This window comes from Streptomyces sp. NPDC001832 (assembly GCF_040297265.1).
In the GTDB taxonomy this organism is placed as follows: domain Bacteria; phylum Actinomycetota; class Actinomycetes; order Streptomycetales; family Streptomycetaceae; genus Streptomyces.
The window spans coordinates 33,220-55,384 of record NZ_JBEOYU010000040.1 but is presented as its reverse complement, the minus strand read 5'-3'; the positions used below and the strand labels follow the sequence as shown (position 1 = coordinate 55,384).

The window sequence follows — 22,165 nt, the reverse complement described above, 5'->3', positions numbered from 1 at the left end:
CCTTGACACGGGCACCGTTCATACCCGAAGCGATCTCGGATTCGACACGCACGACCCTATGCCCGGCCTTCGCGGCCCATACCGACAAGCGTGCGATCTGCCGCTCCAGGTCGGCCTCCTGGTCACGGGAGGAGACACGGGCATACAGACCCACACCACCGGTCACGGACGGTGACGTGTTCGCGTCGATGTTCACCAGGATCGTGCGCGGCCCCACTCGCTCCGCAGGGACCGGCAGCGTGCCCTCACCAGCGGTACGCAGTACGCGGGGCGACCCCCTGCGCGCGCGCCCATTCCGTCAGGTTCATACACAAGACCATACAACACTCATGACACCTGAAGAACACTCATGAACACTTATTCGAGAGCAGTTCCTGACCCCTACCAGCGCTGAAAACGCGGCGGCGGCCCTCGGGGCCGTCGTCGGTGCAGCACTGCTGGCCGGCTGGCGGACATACCCGCTATGACATAAGGGAAATAGCCACCACCTCTTGCTACGTTGCGTGGCATGACCGCAACGACGGCGGACGCACCCCCGCCCGATCTACGGCTGCCCAAGCGGCGCGGAGTCGAGCTGCTGCTCCTCATCGGGGCCGTCCTCATCTCCGTCTACGGCTATGCAGCCGTTGGCCTGGCCAGGAACAACGCGGTCCCTCCCGATATGGCCGGCTACGGCGCGGGCCTGGGGCTGCTCGCCCTCCTCGGCCATCTCGCGATCCGCTTCCGTGCGCCGTACGCCGATCCGCTGCTGCTGCCCATCGCCGTACTGCTCAACGGACTCGGCCTGGTGCTGATCTACCGGCTCGACCTGGAGACACCGAAGGACCAGGCAGCCCCCACCCAGCTGGTCTGGTCCACACTCGGCGTGGCGTTCTTCATCGCGGTGGTGGTATTCCTGCGCGACCACCGGGTGCTCCAGCGGTACGCCTACCTCTCGGTCGCCACCGCCCTGGTCCTGTTGATCGTGCCGATCTTCTTCCCTGCGGTGAACGGCGCCAAGATCTGGATCAGGGTCGGCGGACTCTCCTTCCAGCCGGGCGAGTTCGCCAAAATCATGCTTGCCGTGTTCTTCGCCGCGTATCTCGCCGCGAACCGCAACGCCCTCGCCTACACGGGCCGCCAGATCTGGAGGCTCCAGCTCCCCACCGGCCGGGTGCTCGGCCCGATCGTGGCGATCTGGCTGCTCAGCGTCGGTGTGCTGGTCCTGGAACGCGATCTGGGCACCTCGCTGCTCTTCTTCGGCCTCTTCGTCATCATGCTGTACGTGGCGACCGGCCGGACCGGCTGGATCGCGGTGGGTCTGCTGCTCGCCGCCGTCGGCGCGTTAGTCGTCGGCTCCCTGGAACCGCATGTGCACAGCCGGGTCCAGGACTGGCTCGACCCGTTCGCCTCCATCGTCGCCGGCCAGGGCCCCAGCCAGCTGGCCCAGTCGCTGTTCGCGTTCGCCGCCGGCGGGATGCTCGGCACCGGGCTGGGGCTCGGTCACTCCATCCTCATCGGCTTCGCCGTCAAGTCCGACTTCATTCTGGCGACCGCGGGCGAGGAGCTCGGCCTAACCGGGCTGACCGCGGTCTTCCTGCTGTACACGCTGCTGGTCGCCCGCGGGTACCGGGCCGGCCTCGCCCTGCGCGACATCTTCGGGCGGCTGCTGTCGATCGGTCTCGCCTCGATCCTGGCGCTCCAGGTGTTCGTGATCGCGGGCGGGGTGATGGGGCTGATCCCGCTCACCGGTATGGCGATGCCGTTCCTCGCGCAGGGCGGTTCGTCCGTCGTCACCAACTGGATCATCGTGGCGCTGCTGATCCGGGTCAGCGACCAGGCCCGCAGACCCCACCCTGACCATGTGGAGACCGGAGTCATCGCGCCGATGGCGGAGGACGAGCCGTGATCCCGTACCTGCCGCAAGTCCCGGAGGCCAGGCCGTGATCCGCTACATCCGCCGGGCCGCCGCGCTCTGTCTGCTGCTGCTCGTGGCACTGCTGCTGAACGCCGCCCGCATCCAGGTCTTCCAGGCCGACAGCCTGAACCACAACCCCGCCAACCGCCGTCTCACGATCACCCGTTACAGCCAGCCGCGCGGCAACATCCTGGTCGGCGGCAAGTCCGTCACCGGCTCCGAGAACACCGGTGAGCAGCTCAAGTACGAGCGCACGTACACGAACGGCCCGCTGTACGCGCCGGTGACCGGCTACGCCTCGCAGACGTACGGCACGACCCTGCTCGAGAACGCCGAGGACGACATCCTCTCCGGCACCGACCCGATGCTCGCCCCGTTCCCCCTGTGGAACGAGATCACCCGAAGCCGGCAGCCCGGCGGCAATGTCGTCACGACCATCAAGGACTCGATGCAGCGCGCCGCCTACAACGGGCTCGCCGGGCGGCGGGGCGCGGTCGCCGCCGTCGAGCCGTCGTCCGGCAAGATCCTGGCGCTGGTCTCGACCCCTTCGTACGATCCCGGTCGGCTCTCCGGCACCGGTTCGTCGGTCACCGACGCCTGGCAGCAGCTGAACGCGGCGAAGAGCCGGCCGATGCTCAACCGGGCGATCCGGCAGACCTATCCGCCGGGTTCCGCCTTCAAGATCGTGACGGCGGCGGCCGCCCTGGACACGGACGTCGTCACCGACCCCGACGCCGCGACCGACACCCCGTCCCCCTATGTGCTGCCCGGTACGACGACCACGCTCCCCAATGAGGCGGAAGGCTGTGAGAACGCCTCGCTCGCCGAGGCGATCCGGGTCTCCTGCAACACCGTGCTGGCGGAGCTGGGGGTGCGGGTCGGACTGAAGGGCATGGTGGACGCGGTGGGTAAGTTCGGCTTCAACGACACCGGGCTGAAGATCCCGTCGGGGGTGGCGAAGAGCAACTTCGACACCGAGATGAGCGACGACGAGCTGGCGCTCTCGTCGATCGGGCAGTACGACACGACGGCGACACCGCTCCAGATGGCGATGGTGGCTTCGGCCGTGGCGAACGGCGGCGACCTCAAGTACCCGTATCTGGTGAACCGTACGACCACGAGAGACGGCTCGACCGTCCACCGGAACGGCTCGCGCACCTACCACCGGGCGATGGACCCGCGGACGGCCGTGCAGCTGCGGCGGATGATGGTCGACGTCGTGGAGCGGGGCACCGGGTCCAACGCCGCGATCAACGGGGTGAGGGTCGGTGGCAAGACCGGCACCGCACAGCACGGCATCGAGAACTCGGGCAGGCCGTATGCCTGGTTCATCTCCTGGGCGCAGGCGCCGGACTCGGCGCAGCCGGCCGTCGCGGTCGCCGTGGTCGTCGAGGACGCCGCCGCGAACCGGGCCGACATCAGCGGCGGTGGCAGCGCGGCCCCGATCGCCCGTTCCGTCATGGAGGCGGCCCTGAGAGACTGACCGGGTGGCGGATGCGGGCGAGGTGAGCCGGGCGCTGGAGCGGATCGGGCGGGAGGATCCGCGTCTGTGCGCGTTCATCGAGGTGTGGCCCGAAAGGGCGCTCGCCGACGAGGAACAGGCCCGTCAACTTCCTTTGGCCGGAATGCCGTTCGCGGTCAAGGGGCCGACCGGTATCCGCTCGTACACGGCCCGGCGGCTGGTCGTGGCCGGCGCCGTCCCGGTCGGCGCGACCTCGGTGCCCGGCCCCGGCACGCCCTGGCAGACCTGGGGGCTGGGCACCCACGGCCGCACGGTCAACCCCTGGCACCCCGACCGCACGCCCGGTGGCTCCTCGGCAGGCTCGGCGGTGGCGGTCGCGGCGGATCTGGTGGAGCTGGCGACAGGCAGCGACGGGGCGGGGTCGGTACGGATTCCGGCAGCGTGGTGCGGGGTGTTCGGCCTGAAGACGACGAATGGCCTGCTGCCCTCCCCCGACCGGTCCGGGCTCGCTTCCGCCGGGGTGCTGACCCGCTCGGCGGCTCACGCCCAGACCTATCTGCGCTGTGTCCTGGACGGCTGCGAACCGGCGACGGTGGACCTTCCGATCCCTGCTGTCTTCAGCCCCGGTCTGGGGTACGCGGAGGTCGACCCGGAAGTCGAGTCGGTCGTCCGGCGCGCGGCGGGGCGGCTCGTGGCCGGCGGGGTGGTGCGGCTCGTGGACCGTACGTGCGAGCTGCTCGACCCGCGAGAGGCGTGGCAGGCGGTCCGGGGCGGGGAGCCGTCCCCGGCCGCCGAGGAGATCCGGCGCGAGAACGACCTCCGGCTCGACGCCCTGTTCGCCCGTACCCCTCTGCTGCTCACCCCGACCACCCCCAACCGACCGCACGGCCACGACGGTCCGGGCGATCTCTACTCGACCGCGCTGACCTGGGCGTTCAACCTAAGCGGGCATCCCGCCGCGAGTGTGCCCGCCGGGTTTACGGCGGACGGCTGCCCGGTCGGGCTCCAATTGGTCGCGCAGCGCGGGGCGGACGTCTCGCTGCTCGGTATGGCCCGCGCGATGGAGAGTGTGCTGATTGGTGCGCGGCCATGACACACAGCGACCGACGGGTCGGCCGGTGCCAGGGCGTGGCCGCCGGATCAGATGTCACCCGACAGCCTCTCAGTCCCCCGACGGGATCGACTCCCCCTGCGCTATCGCCTCTTCGACCTCGGCGACCCTGGCCTGTTCCTCCGCCGCGAAACGGTCCCGGTCCAGTTGCTCGGCCAGCTCCTCGTCCTGGGCCATCAGCAGGTCCAGGTTGGAGTCGCCGAGCTCGAAGACGCCCATGTCGACGTAGGCCTTCTGGAGCCGTTCGCCCCACAGGCCGATGTCCTTGACGCACGGCACTATCCGGCTGAACAACAGCTGGCGGAAGAGCTGCAGAAACGCTGATTGCTCGGAGAGTTTCTCGGCCTCCTGCTTGCCGATGCCGAAGTTCTCCAGCACCTCGACGCCCCTGAGCCGGTCGCGCATCAGATAGCAGCCCTCGATGACGAACTCCTCGCGTTCGCGCAGCTCGGCGTCGCTCAGCTGCTTGTAGTAGTCGCGTAGCGCCATACGCCCGAAGGCGACGTGCCGGGCCTCGTCCTGCATGACGTACGCGAGGATCTGCTTGGGCAGCGGCTTGGTCGTCGTGTCGCGGATCATGCCGAACGCGGCCAGGGCGAGGCCCTCTATGAGGACCTGCATGCCGAGGTAGGGCATGTCCCAGCGGGAGTCGCGCAGGGTGTCGCCGAGCAGGCCCTGGAGGTTGTCGTTGATCGGGTAGAGCATCCCGATCTTCTCGTGCAGGAACCGGCTGTATATCTCCGCGTGCCGGGCCTCGTCCATGGTCTGGGTCGCGGAGTAGAACTTCGCGTCCAGGTCGGGGACGGACTCCACGATCCTGGCCGCGCAGACCATGGCTCCCTGCTCACCGTGGAGGAACTGGCTGAACTGCCAGGCGGTGTAGTGCTTGCGCAGCTCGCCCCGGTCCTTGTCGGTCATCTTCGCCCAGTGCGGCGTGTCGTACAGGGGGAGGACGTCGTCCGGGGTGCCGAGCGGGTCGGTGGGGTCGACCTCCAGGGACCAGTCGATGCGCTTGTTGCCGTCCCACTGCTTGTCCTTGCCCTTCTGGTAGAGGGCGAGCAGGCGTTCGCGGCCGTCGTCGTAGTCCCAGCTGAAGCGGGCCGCGCCGGAGGCGGGCACCTGCCACAGCGGTGTGCCGGGGGCGGTGGTGTAGAGGTCGCGTGTCGACACGGAATGCTCCCCTTTACCTTGCGTGCTCCGATAAGTCCCTTTGGAATTACGTCAGTTGGCAGGTTCACACGTTGATAGACGCCGCGTCAACAAGTCGCGCGCAAGGGATTGACGGTCTTGCTGACGGAGAGTCTCATAAGGAGTGACCGCCGGTATCCCATGCGTGAGGTGGCTCCAGCAATGACGACTGTGACCGAACGCGACGTGCAGTTGCTTCGCGATGCACTCGGCCCGCTCCGGGACCGGGAGCAGATCGCCGAGCGGCTGCTCGATTCCTCGGCCAAGCACTCCTTCGATCCGGACAAGGAACTCGACTGGGACTCGGCGATCGAGGACGACAAATGGTGCTGGCCGCCCGAGCTCGTCTCGCTCTACGACACCCCGCTGTGGCGGAGGATGTCCCAGGAGCAGCGGACGGACCTGGCCAGGCACGAGGCGGCGTCGCTGGCTTCACTGGGCATCTGGTTCGAGATCATCCTCATGCAGTTGCTGGTCCGGCACATCTACGACAAGCCGGTGACCAGCAACCACGTCCGCTACGCACTCACCGAGATAGCCGACGAGTGCCGGCACTCGATGATGTTCGGCCGCCTGATCAAGTGGACCGGGTCGCCCGAATACCCCGTACCGCGCGTCTACCACAACCTCGCACGCGTACTGAAGACCGTTTCCACCACGCCCGGTTCGTTCGCCGCGACCCTGCTGGGTGAGGAGATCCTCGACTGGATGCAGCGGCTGACGTTCCCGGACGAGCGCGTCCAGACGCTGGTGCGCGGTGTGACCCGCATCCATGTCATCGAGGAGGCGCGGCACGTCCGCTACGCCCGCGAGGAACTGCGCCGCCAGATGGTGACCGCCCCGCGCTGGGAGCGCGAGCTCACCCGGGTGAGCTGCGGCGAGGCGGCCCGTGTCTTCTCCGTCTGCTTCATCAACCCGCTGGTGTACGAGAACATCGGCCTGGACCGCCGCGAGGCCGTCGCCCAGGTGAAGGCGAGCGGCCACCGGGCGGAGATCATGCAGGCCGGCGCGAAGCGGCTGACGGACTTCCTGGACGACATCGGGGTACTCAACGGGGTGGGACGCAGGCTGTGGAAGAGCTCCGGCCTGCTTGCCTGAGCCGACGTCCCGTTGCCCGTTCAGGCGGAGCTCTGACGACCTCCCCCATGACCGGGAGCGGGCTCCCGGTCATGGGGGAGGTCGTTAGGCTTCATGGCATGACCGCTGCCGCGCCGCCGACCCGTGCATACCGAAGGCTCAGCGTCGAGGAGCGCCGCACCCAACTCCTCGGTGTGGCACTCACCCTGTTCGCACACCGGGCCCCCGACGAGGTCTCGCTCGACGAGGTGGCGACGGTCGCCGGGGTCTCCCGCCCGCTCGTGTACCGCTACTTCCCCGGCGGACGGCAGCAGTTGTACGAGGCGGCGCTGAGGTCCGCGGCCGAGAAGCTGATCCTGTGCTTCAGCGAGCCGCCCGTGGGGCCGCCCACCGAGCGGGTGCTGCGGGTGCTCGACCGCTATCTCGCTTTCGTGGACGGGCACGACACAGGCTTCAGCGCACTGCTGCGCTGCGGGAGCGTCGCCGAGACCTCGCGTACGACCGCGATCGTCGACGAGGTCCGGCGGGCGGCGGCCGAACAGATCCTGCTCCACCTGGGCCGGGGCGGCGCGGATGCGGGGGCCGAGCCCGGGCCCCGGCTGCGGATGATGGTGCGCACCTGGATCGCGGCCGTCGAAGCGGCGTCCCTGATCTGGCTGGACGAGGGCAAGCAGCCTGCCGCGGCCGATCTGCGCGACTGGCTGGTCGACCAGCTGATCGCGCTGCTGGCCGCGACGGCGGCGACGGACCCCAAGACCGCGGAGGTGGTGGCGGAGCTGCTGCCGCTGGAGACCGCCACGAGTCCGGCCGGACGGCTGGCAAAGCGGCTGATCCCGCTGGCCTCCGGGGCGGCCCAGCTGCTGTCCGAGGGCTGACGGCCTCACCCACGATTGGCAGCGGCGTCGCAGAGCCTGGGACCTCCGCATCCCGCGTTGTCGTCAGTCGCCGACGCTCCTTCCTCAAGCTCTCAGCTGCGTTCGAGCAGGGAAGACCCCATCCGACCCCCTGCTCCGCCTTGGATTCGAAGGCCCCAGACACCGCTCCTTCTCCCACCGCCAACCGCGGGTGAGGCCGTAATCGGTCAGACTGGGGCGGTGAGAAGCGAGAACACCTACTTCACCGGCGGCCCCCTGGACGGGCGGGTACTGCCCGTACTCGTCGGTCCGACCGGACATCCGCCCAAGTGGTATGAGGTCCCGGTACCGGCCGTCGACGGCGGGCCCGCCACTGTGTACGCGTACCGCCGGGTGTCGGCCGGTCACTCCAAGCGGCTGGGGATTCCGCGTGGCTGGGTGTATGAATACGCCCCCGAGGGACGTGAGCGGCACAGCCCCAAGTGGCCCTGGTCGAAGCCGGGCTGAGGTGCGGAGCCCTGCGACGCCTCCCCCTATTTGCCCGTCGGTCCAAGGCCGGCCGGCATGGGCCGCATCAGGCCACTATCACCCTGTTGGTGGGAGTTCGGGCGCCGGGTGCGTCTCAAGAAGGGCGAGAAGCTCTGCGCAATAGGCCTGGAACAGGCTTCGGTCGGCTGGTGTGAGCGCGTTCATCCGATTGTGGGCGATGGGATTGCGCACCTTCGCGAGTACGTCGAACCGCTCCGCCCAGTAACCCTTCTGCTTGCCGAGCACAGGACCGAACAGGTCCCAGTGCTTGGCCATGAGGGCGTACAGGTCCTTGGGATAGGTGAAATCCAGCAGGCTGCGGGACGCGAGCGCGCCGAAGGTGTGCTGCTCCTTCTGCTGGGCCTGCTGGCACTTCTCGATGATCTCAGTCAACGTCGGCTGCTTGAGGACGAGCGAGGCCGCCCAGTCGCGTCCATAGCGTTCGACGAGCTTGTCCTCCACAAAGTGCCGCAAGCTGCGTTCCAGGTGACTCCATGTATGCCAGTAGTCGGATCGCCGGTGCACCATCGCGAGATGTGCCGCGAAGTGCTCGGAGAACGCACGGTATCGCTCACCCTCGCTGTGGATCAGTCCCTGGTGCCGGAGCAGTTCCACATCCTCGGGAGTGGCGGTGATCTGTGGACCTATGAGGATCTCCAGCAGGGTCTGGAAGCGTCCGTCACCGCTGAGGAGTTGTTCGAGGTCGCGGTAGTAGTTGTGGATCTGCGGACGGGACTCGTCGACGGCCCGTGCCATGTTCGCCGCGGTCACGGGGCGACCCATGTCACCGAGCCGTTCGAGCACGGCGCTCGCCAGATACGGGTGGCCGCCCGTCAGCTCCATCAGAATCTTGTGGAGCTCGGTCGGTGTGTCGCAATGGCCCGGCAGGCGCGAAATGAGTTCCACGAGTTCGTCGTCGTCGAAGCAGGAGAGGTAGACCTCGCGGAAGATGCCGGGGAAGGTCGACTCGGCCGGGTCGGTGTTGTCGACGATCTCCCGGAGCTCACGCCGGGAAGTGGTGACCAGCCCGATACGCCAGTCCGGGTTGTAGGCGAGCTCACGCAGCGACTGGAAGCCACCGGGGTGGGTCTTGAAGACGTCGCGGGCCGAATCGAACTCGTCCAGGATCAGCACGACCTTGTAGCCGTGCCGCCGCACCCGCTGCAGGAAGCGCTGCGTACTGTCCTGCAGCAGCTGCCAGTCGCCGTACGTGCTCTCGACGCGCCGGTAGTGCCGCTCGGTCGCACGGACTGCCGTGTCGTCGCCGGACTCCTCCAGAAGGTCCCACACATCGGCGGTGAGCTTGCGAAAGAGGTGTTCGGCGCTCGTCTGGGTGCGCAGATTGATCCAGACCGGAAGAAGCCGAGGATGCTCGGCGCGCACCTCGTCGCGCATGAACGTGTGATAGGCGAGGCTGGACTTACCGATGCGGGGCGGCCCCACAACGGCGGTCGCCCCGGCATTCGTGGCCGAAGCGAGCAGACGAGCCCTCAGGACGCCGATTTCACCGGCGCGCCCGATGTGGTCCTCTCCGTGGACGATGCTTCCGACCGTCGGGAACCCGCGCGATCCCGTCGGCCGTTCATGACTGTCTGCTGTGGATGTCACCGTTTCCTGTCCCAGACCCACTCGGCGAAGAGGCCGACCTTGATGCGATACCGCTCCTCCGCCCCCCGGATGATGACCTCGCGCTTGACCAGGTCGTCAAGGATGCGGCGGCCGTCCGGGAGCGTATCGGCCTTGCGCGCGTCGAGGTAGCGATCGCCCCGACTGCCGGCCAGACACGTCGAGAGCACCGTGAGGACGCTCTCCTTGGGGAAGTTGCTCACATCGGCGTCGCCAGGGGTGATCAAGTTGTCGAACTGCGCGTCTGTGAGTGACTTGTCACCCCTGGTGAGCATCTCGGCGACCTCGTCGACGTCGGCCGGGCCGATCAGCGCCTTGCGCCGACTGTTCATGTGCTCGATGAGCCGATTGCAGAACAGCTGGATGTAGTAGGGGCTACGGGCAGTAAGTTCGAGGATTCGCTCGACGGAGTCTCCGCGGTATGGGGATTCCCCGTCCTGGCTTCTGACCGGTTCGGTGATCAGATCGGTGGCCGACTGCTGATCGAGGTACGAGACGCGCTCCTGCCGTGCCACCTGGAACTCATTGGGGAATTCGCCGAGGAACGCCGGCATGAGGTCATTGCCTACGACGACACTGCTGAACAGACCTTCCTCAAGGATCGACTTCCACACTTTCATGAATCCGCGCGACAGTTCGCCACGCCGAATCGCGGCGTACGCGATGGTGAACTCGTCGATCAGTACAACCAGTCGCCAGCTGCGAAACTCCTCGTGGCGGCGCATCTGACGACGCATCCCCGACATATACTCATGGAAGATGATCTGCGGTGCTCCGCCGTCACGGAACTTGCTGAGTACGGGCTCCGCGATGTCGAGCATCGCGAATCCGTCATCCGTGAGGTCGTCGAAGCGGTCGTAGAACTTTCGGGCGATCTTGTAGAGAAAGTATGCGTCGTCCGGCTTGTCACCCAGGTCACCCACGCTGAGACGCGCGGCCAGGATCCTCGGGTCCGGGTTGGCCTCCAGCCTGGTCTGTAGGTGGAGGAGCACCGATGACTTGCCGGCCCGCTTCTGGCCGTACAGGACGATGCTCTTGGTCTGGGTCTGCGCGATCGAGTCAACCAAAATGTTGAGCAGGGGATCACGTCCGTAGAACAGCGCAGGATCCTGCACCGCAGCGCCCTCCGCAAAGGAAGCATAGGGATTGTCCAACGACGTCCAGTTGGTTCCGTCCAGGAGACGTACAGTGATCGACTCGGGGTCCGTGGTGATGCTGGTGCCCCCGCGCACGGTGAACTCGATCTGGTACCGCAGCGTCAGCACCTGCTCCAGAATGCTGTGATCCGTCACCTTGAGCTCGAACGCGCACGGATGGGTCTCGCCGTCGCCCAGGCTCTGGGCCACATCCAGCGTCCGTGCCGGCGCGACGTAGTCGGTCGGATTCTCAAGGATGTGCAGCTTCACATCGCCGGCCGGGCTGCGGCGCGGCTGGTTCGCGACGGTCAGCTGTACTTGGACCGGGGTCTCCGTGTCGTGCGCCTGACTGGCGAGGACCAGCTCAACATCCAGCCGACTGGGCTCCGCCGCACGCTGCACGCTGGTGAAGTGAGTGGTCAGCTGCTCCTGCAGACGCCGCAGCAGCGGACGGAGGTACTCCATGCCCAGTGCCGTCGGACCACTCTCGAAGTCGGAGATCTGCTGACGGATCTCCGCCTGGATCTGGCTCTCCAGCCACTCCTGCTCAACGTAGGACGTCTGGTCCAGGTACGTGCGCAGCTTTCCCAGGATCTCGGTAGAGATGGCCTGCAGGCGCTGGGTGTCCAGCGCCGTCGCGCCATCGTGCTGACGGCCGATCTCGTCCTCGACCTTCGCGAGCGCCCGCAGCGGCTCAGGCTGTTCCAGGACGGAGCGCAGGGATTTACGGATGGCGTCCCGCTGCGTCCTGAACAGACTCAGTGCACGAGTCCAGCACGTCACGAACGAGTCCTGGTTCTGGACACCGGGCTTCTCACCGATGTAGCCGTTCAGCTCGGTGAAGAGCGTTTGGCGCAACTGCTTGTCGGTCCAGGTACGGTTCACGATCTCGTGCCGCACGCGCTCCGAACCACCTGCCAGCATCAGCAGCCCCAGAAGAACCTGGCGTCGCAGCGGCCCGCCCTGCAGCACCATGTTCAGGCACTTCTCGAACCGCGGCGGTTCCGACAGCTGCTTCCAGTCCCGGTCCGCGAACGTCAAGATGAACTGCCGTGCTTTCAGCTCACCCAGCCCGTCCCAGCCCCCGAGCGCCACCGCTTCCGCGTAATAGGCGCGGGTCACATCGCCCGGGCTTCGCTCTGCGGCGCAGAAATCCCCCATGGCTGCGGCGAAATAGCGTAGGGACTTGGTGAACCGTTCGTCGTCCGTACGGCCGACGTCACGCAGGATCCGCGCGGCCGACAGGTTGTACTCGGCACGCTCTCCGGGGCGCCGTACACCCATGCTGGCGATGAGCCGTTCCAGGTCCTGGATGTCGCGCTCGCCGGGGCCGCTGCTCAGCCGGGCGGGTGGCACGCCCTTGTACTCGCAGTTGTCCAGATGGAAGGCGAGCAGCACGCTCACCAACTGGTGCGAGTAGTGGATGTCCAGGGCGTCGGCGTGCAGCAGTTCGTCGAGCCGTGAGGTGATACCGATCTCGGCCCGGTCCAGCTCCGCGGCGATCGCGACGAACTCCTTGTCGGAGGGATCGATGCGCAGCAGGCGTTCGGAGGCCGTCTTCGCCTTCGTCCACTCGCGTGTGGCGCGGTACGACCAGATCAGCCGCTTCAGCAGACCGGCCTGAAGCCGCGGCTGCGTCTGCGCGGCGAGCATGCCCTCCAGGATCCTGGCCGCCTCGTCGTGCTTGCCGATGTCCTTGCAGATCGTCGCCATGACGTTCTGGTGGGCCTCGATCTCCTCTGCCACCGGGGTATGTGCTCGGAGCAGCTCAAGCCCCTCGTCGCCGCGCCTGAGGCGTTGCAGCAGCCAGGCCAGTGAACGGACAGCGCGGTCGGTGTTGTCGCCTTCGGCGATGGCGCGGCGGTACAGGTGCTCGGCGGCGTCGAGATCTCTGGTAATGGTCTCCGCGTGGTACGCCTGCTGGTAGGAGGACCCCGACCAGGGCGCATGGCGGTTCGCCTGGGCCTTCGGCCGCCGCGGGGAATCAGGCCGTTGGGCTGGCACGCGCCGAGGGACCGATTGCTGCCGGAGTGCCGAAGCCTGGTCGCAGCCAAGACCGGCGAGTCTGCGGGCCTCGGCGACAAGAGCATGTAATCCACCGTGGTTGGGGTGATTCCTCAGACCCACCTCGGCGATACGAATGGCGTCCTCGAAACGGCCTGCGTCAATGGCCCGTTGAGCTGCCAGCAGCTGCGGAGGAACGCTCTGCGGGACGGGAACCGAGGGTCCGGAACCGGAGGCCGGTGCGGCCCACTCCGCCCTGAACGCCGGTGCGAACTCGGGGGCCAGAACGCGCAGCACCTGAAACAGGTGCTCTTCCGTCGGGGCCGCCTCGGACACCAGCGGCTCCAGCGACGCCTCCGGCGCCTGCCCCCAAGCGGTCAACAGGTACAACGCACTGCGCAGCGCCACCCTCCGCGTCTCGGCGTCGGTGTGGACTGCCCCCGCAAACGCCATGGCCGCAGTGCCGGGCAGCGGGTTGTCCTTGAGCAGGCACATCAAGAGGCCCAGCAAACGGTCGTCATGATGCTGCGCCGGATCGACGACGAGTGCGTCGCCGAGCACCGTAGCGGCAGAGATGTGATCCCCCAGCCGGACATGGAGCACCGCCAGGTCCCAGGCGTACCGCCCGCCGAGCGTCGCCGCGCTGGTCATCCACTCGATCGCCTGCCGCGCAGCCGCGGCTCCCGACGTGCCGCTCAGCGTGAGCAGCGCCGCGAGATGGCGGGCCGGAAGGTAGTCGCAGCGGTCGGCGAGTGAGAGCAGCAGTCGTGCTATCTCCAGCAGTCGGCGGGGTTCGCGTATCTTCAGTGCGTAAGCGTGCTTCTGACCGCAGCGGGCCAGCTCGCCTTCCACCAGTGGGACGAAACTGGGATCGAGCGGAAACGCGGCATCGCGCTTGAACACTATCGGCGTGAGCGCCATTTGGTCCGGCCCCGAGGGGATGTGCGGCTCGAGTTGCGCGCGCAAGGCGTCCCAGGCAGGCGAGGGAGAGTACTCCGGCACCGGTTGCTCGCGTGGAGCGGGAAATCCGGTCGGGGCAGGAACGCCAGTTGGGGTAGGAAGCCCGCTCGGAGCGGGAGCCTCCGCTTCATCCACCGGAGCCGCCTCGACCAGGTCGATCGCGGCAGCCGCTAGCAGCGCCGGACCGGATGATGTGCCAAGCACAAGGCTGTCGCTACCAACTGCCTCCAGGCGCCCCCGGATCATGGGCTTGCCCTTGAGGTGTACGACCACTTGAGATCCGATGGGGTACCAACGGCTGACAAGGTCCAGATCCACAGGGTGAATCTTCTCGCATTTCGCTCGCCAATGGGAGAGAAAAGACAGTCTCTGGCGCACTTGCCCCGGGACATGGGCCGACTCGGCTGCTTCCCGCCCACCGCCTTCCGGGCGAACCCGTCTGCCGCCACACCGTGCGGTTTTGCCTCTCCCGAGATCGAGTGACCGTATTGATCCGTTGCAAAGTGCTGGACCGGCAGCAGGTCCTGGCCGCCGAGCAGAAGAAGCAGCGGGACGCGGTGCAGTCGCGTCGGTGGCGTCGAATCCGCTGCTGGGTGCCGTACGGCCGGATCCGCAGAGCGCGCCACTCTCCGCGTACAAGCCGCCGCAACTGCCGCACGGGGCTTCTTCGGGCTCGGGCGCGGGGTACAGCTCGTCGTCGGCGCCCAAGCAGTAGGCAGCCGGGGCCCGTAATGTCCGCACATGACAGTCGGGCCGAGCCCCGTCGGATTCCCGACGGGACTCGGCCCGACTGCTGCGGTCAGGCGGCCGACGCGGCCCCGGACACCTCGGCGAGGTACGCGTTCGCCTTCTCCGGGTCGAAGAAGAAGTTCTCGAAGTCCGCCGGGTTGTTGAAGCCGTTGGCGAAGCGGTCAGCGACCGGCTGGAGCTGGCCGGCGGCGCCGATCAGGTTCAGCACGTGCTCCGGCGGTACGCCAAGCATCGCGTTGGTCCACTTCACGACGTGCTGCGCGGTGTCCCAGTAACGGTCGAACGTGGCCTGCATCCAATCCGCGTCGAACTCCCGGTCGCCGTGCTCAATGATCGACTCCAGGTACGCATTGGCGCACTTGGAGGCCGAGTTGGAGCCCTGGCCGGTGACCGGGTCGTTGGCGACGACGACGTCCGCCACACCGAGCACCAGACCGCCGCTGGGCAGCCGGCCGATCGGCTTGCGGACGGTCGGGGCGTAGCGGCCCGCCAGGGTGCCGTTGGCGTCGGTCAGTTCGACCTTGGTGGCACGGTCGTACTCCCACGGCGTGAACCGCTTCATGAGCTCCAGCGTCATGGCGAGGTGCTCGGAGGGGTCCTTGATGTCCCGGAACACATCGAGCGGGCCACCCGGAATGCCCTCCCAGAACAGGATGTCGGCGCGGCCGGACGTGGTCAGGGTGGGCATCACGAAGAGCTCGCCGACGCCGGGTACCAGGTTGCAGCGGACCGCGTCGAAGTGGGGGTGCTCGGGGCGCGGGCCCATGCCGTGGACGTACGCGACGGCCAGGGCGCGCTGCGGGGCGTCGAACGGCGAACGGGACGCGTCCCGGCCGAACATGGAGACCAGCTCGCCCTTGCCCGCGGAGACCAGCACCAGGTCATAGGTGCGGGAGAAGTAGTCCAGGTCGGAGACGGCGGCACCGTGGATGACGAGCTGCCCACCGCGCTGGGCGAAGGTCTCCATCCAGCCGGCCATCTTCACGCGCTGGTCGACGGACTGGGCGAAACCGTCCAGCTTTCCGACCCAGTCGACGGCGCGCGACGAGTCGGGCGCGGCGACCGAGACGCCGAGGCCCTCGATGCGCGGGGCCTGGGACTCCCAGAAGTTGAGCTGGTAATCACGCTCGTACTGGAGCGCAGTGTTGAACATGCACTGCGTCGACATGACCCGGCCTGAGCGGATCTCGTCGGAGGTGCGGTTGGACATCAGGGTGACTTCGTACCCTTTGGACTGCAGTCCGAGGGCGAGCTGGAGACCGGACTGACCGGCTCCGACTATGAGTATCTTCCGCATCGCGGTTCTCCATTACGTGTTGCGTGCGAGCCAGGGGGTGCTGAAGATCTTGGCCGGGTTCGCGACCTGGATCTTCAGCGCCCTCCTATGCGGGGGTGGCGTCGAGGGCGTGGCCGACGAGGGCCAGCAGCGACTCGACGACGGTGGTCTTGTTACGCGCGTCCATGATCACAACAGGCACGTGCGGAGGCACGGACAGGGCGTCCCTGACATCCTCCGCCTCGAACCCCGGTGTGCCCTCGAAGTGGTTGACGGCGACGATGTACGGCAGGCCGCAGCTCTCGAAGTAGTCGAGTGCGGGGAAACAGTCGGCGAGCCGCTGGGTGTCGGCGAGCACGACCGCACCGATCGCGCCGCGCACCAAGTCGTCCCACATGAACCAGAAGCGCTGCTGGCCCGGTGTGCCGAACACGTACAGCACGAGGTCGTCGTCGAGTGTGAGCCGGCCGAAGTCCATCGCGACGGTCGTGGTGACCTTGTCGGGCGTCGCGGAGAGATCGTCGGTCTCCTCACTGGCCTGGGTCATCACCGCTTCAGTCTTCAGCGGGGTGATCTCGGAGACCGACCCCACGAAGGTCGTCTTGCCCACGCCGAACCCGCCCGCGACCACGATCTTCGTGGCGATGGGGGCCTTGGTGTGGTTCAACTGCCATGCCTGCAGCGATTCTTCGGCCTGGTCCTTGGTCCCCGGCTGGCGCGGGGCGAAGAGCGGCGACTCAGAGACGGCGGAGTCCATTGAGCACCCTTTCGAGCAGTGCGCGGTCGGGCTGGCCGGCGCTGTGGCCGGTCCCGTACACGCGGATCTTTCCCTGGTCGGCCAAGTCGCTGAGCAGCACGCGTACCACGCCGAGCGGCATCTTCAACAGGGCGGAGATCTCGGCGACCGTACGCATCCGGCGGCAGATTTCGACGATGGCCTGGAGCTCCGGCATGACGCGGGTGCCCAGGTTGCCGTTGGTCAGCTCGCGGCGCTCCTCGGGGGCTTCGAGCGCGGCGACGAACGTCTCGACGAGCAGGACGTGGCCGAAGCGGGTGCGACCGCCGGTGAGCGAGTACGGGCGAACCCGTGCCGGCCTTCGGTCCAACCCGCGGACGGGGAGCCTATGGGCAGGTTCAACAGCGGGCGTCACTGGGCGCTCTCCATCGATTTGCGCAATTCACTGCGGAGTTCGGGGGTGAGTACGTGTCCGGCTCGACCGACGAAGAGCGCCATGTGGTAGGCGATGACACTCATGTCGCAGTCCGGGGTGGCGTGCACACCGAGCAGCGAGCCGTCGCTGATCGACATGACGAAGACGCTGCCCTCGTCCATGGCGACCATGGTCTGCTTGACGCCGCCGCCGTTCATCAGCTTGGCGGCGCCGATGGTGAGGCTGCCGATGCCGGAGACGATGGTGGCCAGGTCGGCGCTGGAGCCCTTGGGGCCGTCCTGCCGACCGGTGTCCTGAGTGGTCAGATGGCCGGGGTCGGAGGAGAGCAGCATCAGCCCGTCGGACGAGACGACGGTGACCGAGTGGACTCCTGGCACCTCCTCCACCAGATTGCTCAGCAACCAGTGAAGGTTCCGGGCCTCGGTACTCAGCCCGAATGTGCTGGGCGCAGTCAACTGCGTGCCTCCTCGACTGTGTCCCCCGTCTCATCGGTCCGGCCGTCGCTACGGTGGGCCGGGTCACTGTGCTCGGTGAGTGCGGAGCGCCCGGCGTGCGCGGGGTTCCCGGGGAACGGCTGGGTCGCCGTCATCTCCGCGATCTCCGCCTCGACGTCCCGGCGGCCGTCCTTCGCGCCCTGGTGGAAGCCGCCGAGCCGACGGCGCAGCGCCTCCTTGTCCAGGCTTCCCTTGCGCTCAGTGCTGGGTGCCGTGGTGGGCTTGACGACCTTGGGGGTGCGCTTGGGCAGCCCCTTGTCCGTGATGCGCTCCTGCTGCGGCTGTGCCTGCTGCTCCGGCTGACGGGGGCCGGGCAGCGCGTCGGTGACGGGCGCGGGGGCCGGGGCGACGTACGGCTCCGCGGCAGGCGCGGGAGCCGGAGCGGCGTACGGCTCCGGGGACTCGTCGGCAAGGCGCTCGTGGCGGTCAGGGCCGATGGCGTACGGGTCGGGCGTCGTGAAGTCGGGGGCGTCCGTGAACTCCGGAGCCACCGGGAGCCGTACCTGCATCGTGGTCTCGGCCTCGGCCTCGGCAGCGACCGGGGCGGGTGCGGGGGCGTTGCCCGCCACATGCCCGGGTGTGGGAGCAGGCTCGGGCTCGGCAGCGACCCCGGACTCGCGGATCGTCTGCTCGGCCGCGGCGATCAGCGGGTCGTCGGGCAGCGCGAGCGTACGCCCTGACAGTGCATTGGAGTTGGCCTCGGCGACCGACCCCGGCAGGTTCAGCGAGGCCGTGTCCCCAGGGGCCTTCACGGGCGGCGGCGTGGCGGCCTGTGGCGCCTCCGGCAGCAGCGCCTGGGGCAGTACGACGACTGCCGTGACCCCCCCGCTGCCCTTGTGGTCGCGCAGCTGGACCCGTACGCCGTGGCGCGCGGCCAGCAGGGAGGTGACCTGGAGGCCGAGCCCGGCCCCTTCCGCACTCTGCTCCCCCACCCCGAACAACGTGGGGTCGGCGAGCCGGTCGTTGAGCTCGCCCATCCGTACGGCGGACATCCCGATGCCCTCGTCCTGGACGGAGAGCATCACCTCGCCGGTCTCCAGCAGCCAGCCGGAGAGCTGGACTGCGGAGTCCGGCGGCGAGAAGGAGGTCGCGTTCTCCAGGAGTTCGGCGACGAGGTGGCTGAGGTCGTCCGCCGCGAAACCGGCGATCTGGGCGTGCGGCGGCAGGGACTGGATGGTGACCCGCTCGTACCGCTCGATCTCGGAGACGGAGGCACGCAACACATCGACCAGCGGGATCGGGCCCGCGTGCCCGTGGCCGTGCTCGGCGCCCGCGAGGACCAGCATGTTCTCGCTGTGGCGGCGCATGACCGTGGCCATGTGGTCGAGCTTGAAGAGGGTGTCCAGCCTCTCCGGGTCGTGCTCCTGCTCCTCCAGACTCTCGATGACACCGAGCTGACGCTCGACGAGGCCGAGGGTGCGCAGCGAGAGGTTGACGAAGGTGTGGTGGACCGTGTTCTTCAGCCGCTCCAGCTGGGCTGTGAGGTCGGAGGCAATCACCTGGAGTTCGGCGCGCTGCACGGTGAGGGCCTCGCGTCCGGCGATCAGCTCGGCACGCTCGGTCTGCACGCTCTCGAAGCGGCCGTTGAACTCGTGGAGCAGTCCGTGCAGCTTGCCGTGCAGGGCGTTGACGGACCGTACGACCTGGGCGAACTCGTCGTTGCGGCCGGTGTAGCGGACCGGCTCGGCGGTGTCGGGTTCCGCGGCGAGGCGGGCGGCACCGATCCGCAGGACGGCGAGCGGCTGGGTGAGGGTGCGGGCCACGGCGGTGGAGACGCCGACGGCTACCAGCAGACAGCCGCCGAGCAGCGCGATCCGCAGTTCGAGCGCGGTGACGTCGTCGTCGCGCAGCTGCTCCAGGCTCTGGACCTGTGCGGTGCCGAGGGCGGACTCGACGCCCCGCATCCGGTCGATCCGGGCGGAGAGTGCCGCCTCGACCTTCTTGCGGTCGGCCTGCTGCTCGGATTCCGACAGCTGGGGGCTGTCGGTGAGGGAGTTGAGGTACTTCTCCGCGCTGTTGACCTCTGGCCCGGTGACGGTGGACGACAGCTTGTCGCGGGCGGCGGAGCCCGCGGCCTGGTCGAAGTCGGCGAGCGAGGAGAGTTCGCGGACCCGCGCCTGCTGGGCGGCGGCACTCAGCTCGTCACGGGTGTCGTCGGCTCTGCCGCTGCCCTCGCCCTGGGGCTGGACGGGCAGCCCGGTGACCGGGTCGAGCTGCGGGGTCGTGGTGTTGTGGGGCACGGAGAGCGCGGCCATCAGCAGCCCGCGGGTGGCGGAGGCCTGTTCGGTGGCCTGGCCGAGGGCGAGCGGGGCTCGGGTGGACTCGGCTACGCGCGGCGGGGTCTTCTCGGCGAGCTCGTCGGCGATGTCGTGGAGCTTGGCGATGACCTCGGAGTACGCCTGATGGGCCTCCAGCGCGGTGCCCTTGCCGCTGAGCGCGTCGCGGCGCAGGGAGGGAATGGTGGAGAGGTCGCGGCGCAGCGCGGCCGGGGCCGCGTCCCTGATCTCTTCCACCTGCTGATCGACGCGGGCGCTCGGGCTGCCGGGGTCGCCCTTGCCTTCCGCCTTGGGGCCGGTCTTCTCGTCACGGCCGGCCGCGATGTAGGCGGTGACCTCGTCACGCTCGTCCGCGAGGGCGTGGGCGAGCGCGATGGCCTGCTGGTTCAGCTCGGCCAGGGTGACCAGCCGCTGCGACTCGTTCAGGTCGGAGGAAGCACTGAGGACCGCGGGCGCGCCCGCGGCGATGACGGTGATACCGACGACCGCGACACCGGCAACCAGCCGGCTGCGTACGCGCACGGTGCGTCTGGTGCCCTCGCTCTCGGCAGGTACCGGAGTCGTCGCCCCGGAACCGCCGTGCTTGTTGCCCTTGCTCCGAGGCCGCTTCTTCTGCACCGGTGCTCGCATTCTTGACTCGTCCGCCCTTGAAGCAGAGGTGACGCACAGTCACTTGTGAACGAGCGCCCCGACCCCTGGTACGGCTTCTGACCATTCCAGTGCTTTTGAGAGGGGGGCACGCATCAACCACTCCGCCACCCGAACGAGTGAACATCACTCTGGAGTTGACGAACAAGTCTTCCCCTGGAGCGCGTCCGGCACACCTTGACCGCCGGTTGGAACTTCCGCCCAGGCTTTGGCAGGATGCCCGCCCGCACGCCACACGGAGCCCTTCCTTCCGCTCCGGACATCCGCCTGGCCTGCTGGCGCAGGCCGGTCTCGGCCAGTGCAGGGCTCGTGAAGGCGTCGTGCAGACTGGCTGGATGCGAATCGAACTCGCCACCGTCGCCGGTAGCGCCGAACGACCGAACGAGGACTGGGCTGCCACCGCCCTGCCCGCTTCCGGCCAGGGCGGGACGCTGATCCTGCTCGACGGAGTGACTCCTCCTCAGGGTGACGACGGCTGTGTGCACTCCGTCCCCTGGTTCACTGCACGACTGGGCGGCTCGCTGGTTGAACTGTCCGGTTCGCGACGGGATCTGACCCTCCAGGAGATCTTGGCCGAGTCCATCCGGCACACCGCCGATGCACACCGCCCCCTGTGTGACCTTTCTCACGTTAGAACGCCGCAGGCAACGGTCGTCATGGTGCGCTGGGACGAACGCGAGATCGAGCACCTGGTGCTCTCCGATTCCGTACTGCTGTTCGAGACACCCGACGGGACCGTGCGCCCCCTCCTCGACGACCGGCTGGACCGCCTACCGCCGGGCTCGCTGGCCTGCGAAGCCACCACCGACGCACGAATGCGCAACAAGGAGGGCGGCTTCTTCACCGCCGCCGCAGACCCCTCCGTGGCGGCCCGCGCAGTTACCGGACGCACCCCGCTCGGCCAGGTGCGGGCGCTGGCCGCGATGACCGACGGGGCAGCCCGCTGGACCGAGATGTTCCAGGAGGGCGACTGGGCGGACTGCCTCGGAGTGCTCCACAAAGAAGGGACACAGGGGCTGATCGACCGCGTCCGGATTCTGGAGGACGCGGACACGGAGCGCACATATCTGCGCCGCAGCAAGACCCACGACGACGCGACGGCGGTCTACGCGGTGCTGTGACGGCCTACCGGGAAGGGCGGGCCACGGCGGGGCGATGCCCCTGTGGATGTCAAGCGGTCACTGTCAGTCCTCGGCTCGGGCATTCAAGTGATGCAGCAACCGGGCCAGTTCGGCCACCTCGGCCCGGTCCCAGTCGGCGAGCTTGCGCACATAGCGTTCGCGGCGGGCGTCGCGGACGCTGCGATAGCGGGCCAGTCCCTCGACGGTGAGGTGGACGAGCCAGGCCCGGCCGTCGGCCGGATCGGGCTCGCGCGCCACCAGTCCGAGGTCCTCCAGGGCACGCAGTTGACGGCTCATGGTCGCCTTGCCGACCCCGAAGTAGGCCGCGAGGTCGGTGGCTCGCTGCCGCCCGGCCGACTCCAGCCGTACGAGAAGTCCGTACGCGGCGGCCTCCAGTTCGGGGTGTACCTCGCGCGCCATTTCCCCGGAATTGGCGCGCGCCCGGCGCAGAAAGACGGCCAACTCCCGCTCCAGCGCAAGGAATGCGTGGTCCACACCACTTTCTCCGGTCGCGCCGGGTTCACTACCGCTTTCGCTCCCGTGCACGTCAACACCCCTCATGAGCTTTCCGAACGCTGAAAGTTT

The 22,165-nt window shown here is 68.1% G+C and carries 17 protein-coding genes; 7 read left to right on the top strand and 10 right to left on the bottom strand.

Annotated elements, in window-relative coordinates; translation table 11 throughout:
• Positions 1 to 196, bottom strand: a 196-nt coding sequence (locus ABT115_RS25030; RefSeq protein WP_351793897.1) for a recombinase family protein, incomplete at its 3' end; no start/stop codon positions are given.
• Between the two features lie 312 nt (positions 197 to 508).
• On the opposite strand from ABT115_RS25030, the gene ABT115_RS25025 reads away from it, so the two are divergent.
• From ABT115_RS25025 to ABT115_RS25015, 3 genes are read left to right on the top strand one after another with little or no spacing between them, the layout of a single operon-like run.
• On the top strand, positions 509 to 1,888 hold the full coding sequence (locus tag ABT115_RS25025; protein WP_351793894.1) for an FtsW/RodA/SpoVE family cell cycle protein: 1,380 nt from the start codon (positions 509 to 511) through the stop codon (positions 1,886 to 1,888).
• A gap of 34 nt (positions 1,889 to 1,922) precedes the next feature.
• On the top strand, positions 1,923 to 3,380 hold the full coding sequence (locus ABT115_RS25020; RefSeq protein ID WP_351793891.1) for a penicillin-binding transpeptidase domain-containing protein: 1,458 nt from the start codon (positions 1,923 to 1,925) through the stop codon (positions 3,378 to 3,380).
• 4 nt (positions 3,381 to 3,384) lie between these two features.
• Positions 3,385 to 4,452: an amidase family protein gene (locus tag ABT115_RS25015; protein WP_351793888.1), complete on the top strand. Its 1,068-nt coding sequence runs from the start codon at positions 3,385 to 3,387 to the stop codon at positions 4,450 to 4,452.
• A 69-nt stretch (positions 4,453 to 4,521) separates the two neighbouring features.
• Here the strand turns inward: ABT115_RS25015 and ABT115_RS25010 are convergent, their stop codons facing one another.
• Positions 4,522 to 5,640, bottom strand: coding sequence for a ferritin-like domain-containing protein (locus ABT115_RS25010; RefSeq protein ID WP_351793885.1), 1,119 nt, complete (start codon positions 5,638 to 5,640; stop codon positions 4,522 to 4,524).
• 180 nt (positions 5,641 to 5,820) lie between these two features.
• On the opposite strand from ABT115_RS25010, the gene ABT115_RS25005 reads away from it, so the two are divergent.
• The 3 genes from ABT115_RS25005 (at position 5,821) to ABT115_RS24995 (ending at position 8,096) form a co-directional block, all read left to right on the top strand.
• Positions 5,821 to 6,756 carry an AurF N-oxygenase family protein gene (locus ABT115_RS25005; RefSeq protein WP_351793882.1) on the top strand — a complete coding sequence of 312 codons (936 nt, stop codon included), beginning with the start codon at positions 5,821 to 5,823 and terminating at the stop codon, positions 6,754 to 6,756.
• A 98-nt stretch (positions 6,757 to 6,854) separates the two neighbouring features.
• Positions 6,855 to 7,610 carry a TetR/AcrR family transcriptional regulator gene (locus tag ABT115_RS25000; protein WP_351793879.1) on the top strand — a complete coding sequence of 252 codons (756 nt, stop codon included), beginning with the start codon at positions 6,855 to 6,857 and terminating at the stop codon, positions 7,608 to 7,610.
• A 219-nt stretch (positions 7,611 to 7,829) separates the two neighbouring features.
• The gene (locus ABT115_RS24995) at positions 7,830 to 8,096 is read left to right on the top strand and encodes a DUF8847 domain-containing protein (protein WP_351793876.1); all 267 of its coding nucleotides are present in this window, start codon (positions 7,830 to 7,832) and stop codon (positions 8,094 to 8,096) included.
• 78 nt (positions 8,097 to 8,174) lie between these two features.
• Here the strand turns inward: ABT115_RS24995 and ABT115_RS24990 are convergent, their stop codons facing one another.
• The 7 genes from ABT115_RS24990 to ABT115_RS24955 all read right to left on the bottom strand — a co-directional run bounded on the left by ABT115_RS24990 (position 8,175) and on the right by ABT115_RS24955 (position 20,429).
• A complete protein-coding gene (locus ABT115_RS24990) occupies positions 8,175 to 9,725 on the bottom strand; it encodes an AAA family ATPase (RefSeq protein ID WP_351793874.1) in 1,551 nt (516 codons plus the stop codon).
• Complete coding sequence (locus tag ABT115_RS24985) at positions 9,722 to 13,804, bottom strand: tetratricopeptide repeat protein (protein ID WP_351793871.1); 4,083 nt, start codon at positions 13,802 to 13,804, stop codon at positions 9,722 to 9,724. The genes ABT115_RS24990 and ABT115_RS24985 overlap by 4 nt, the downstream gene beginning before the upstream one ends.
• Before the next feature lie 838 nt (positions 13,805 to 14,642).
• Positions 14,643 to 15,890 carry a styrene monooxygenase/indole monooxygenase family protein gene (locus ABT115_RS24975; RefSeq protein WP_351793869.1) on the bottom strand — a complete coding sequence of 416 codons (1,248 nt, stop codon included), beginning with the start codon at positions 15,888 to 15,890 and terminating at the stop codon, positions 14,643 to 14,645.
• 85 nt (positions 15,891 to 15,975) lie between these two features.
• Entirely contained in the window at positions 15,976 to 16,626 is a 651-nt protein-coding gene (locus tag ABT115_RS24970) for a GTP-binding protein (RefSeq protein WP_351793867.1), read from the bottom strand.
• Entirely contained in the window at positions 16,607 to 17,020 is a 414-nt protein-coding gene (locus ABT115_RS24965; RefSeq protein ID WP_351793864.1) for a DUF742 domain-containing protein, read from the bottom strand. Before ABT115_RS24965 ends, ABT115_RS24970 begins: the two co-directional genes overlap by 20 nt.
• A complete protein-coding gene (locus tag ABT115_RS24960) occupies positions 17,017 to 17,496 on the bottom strand; it encodes a roadblock/LC7 domain-containing protein (RefSeq protein WP_351793862.1) in 480 nt (159 codons plus the stop codon). Before ABT115_RS24960 ends, ABT115_RS24965 begins: the two co-directional genes overlap by 4 nt.
• Positions 17,493 to 20,429: a sensor histidine kinase gene (locus tag ABT115_RS24955; protein ID WP_351793900.1), complete on the bottom strand. Its 2,937-nt coding sequence runs from the start codon at positions 20,427 to 20,429 to the stop codon at positions 17,493 to 17,495. The genes ABT115_RS24960 and ABT115_RS24955 overlap by 4 nt, the downstream gene beginning before the upstream one ends.
• A gap of 365 nt (positions 20,430 to 20,794) precedes the next feature.
• Between ABT115_RS24955 and ABT115_RS24950 the strand changes: the two genes are divergently transcribed.
• On the top strand, positions 20,795 to 21,580 hold the full coding sequence (locus tag ABT115_RS24950) for a protein phosphatase 2C domain-containing protein (protein ID WP_351793859.1): 786 nt from the start codon (positions 20,795 to 20,797) through the stop codon (positions 21,578 to 21,580).
• A gap of 63 nt (positions 21,581 to 21,643) precedes the next feature.
• On the opposite strand, the gene ABT115_RS24945 is transcribed toward ABT115_RS24950, so the two are convergent.
• Positions 21,644 to 22,141 (bottom strand): MarR family winged helix-turn-helix transcriptional regulator, encoded by a 498-nt coding sequence (locus tag ABT115_RS24945; RefSeq protein WP_502969159.1) that lies wholly within the window; start codon positions 22,139 to 22,141, stop codon positions 21,644 to 21,646.
• Between the last annotated feature and the right edge of the window lie 24 nt (positions 22,142 to 22,165).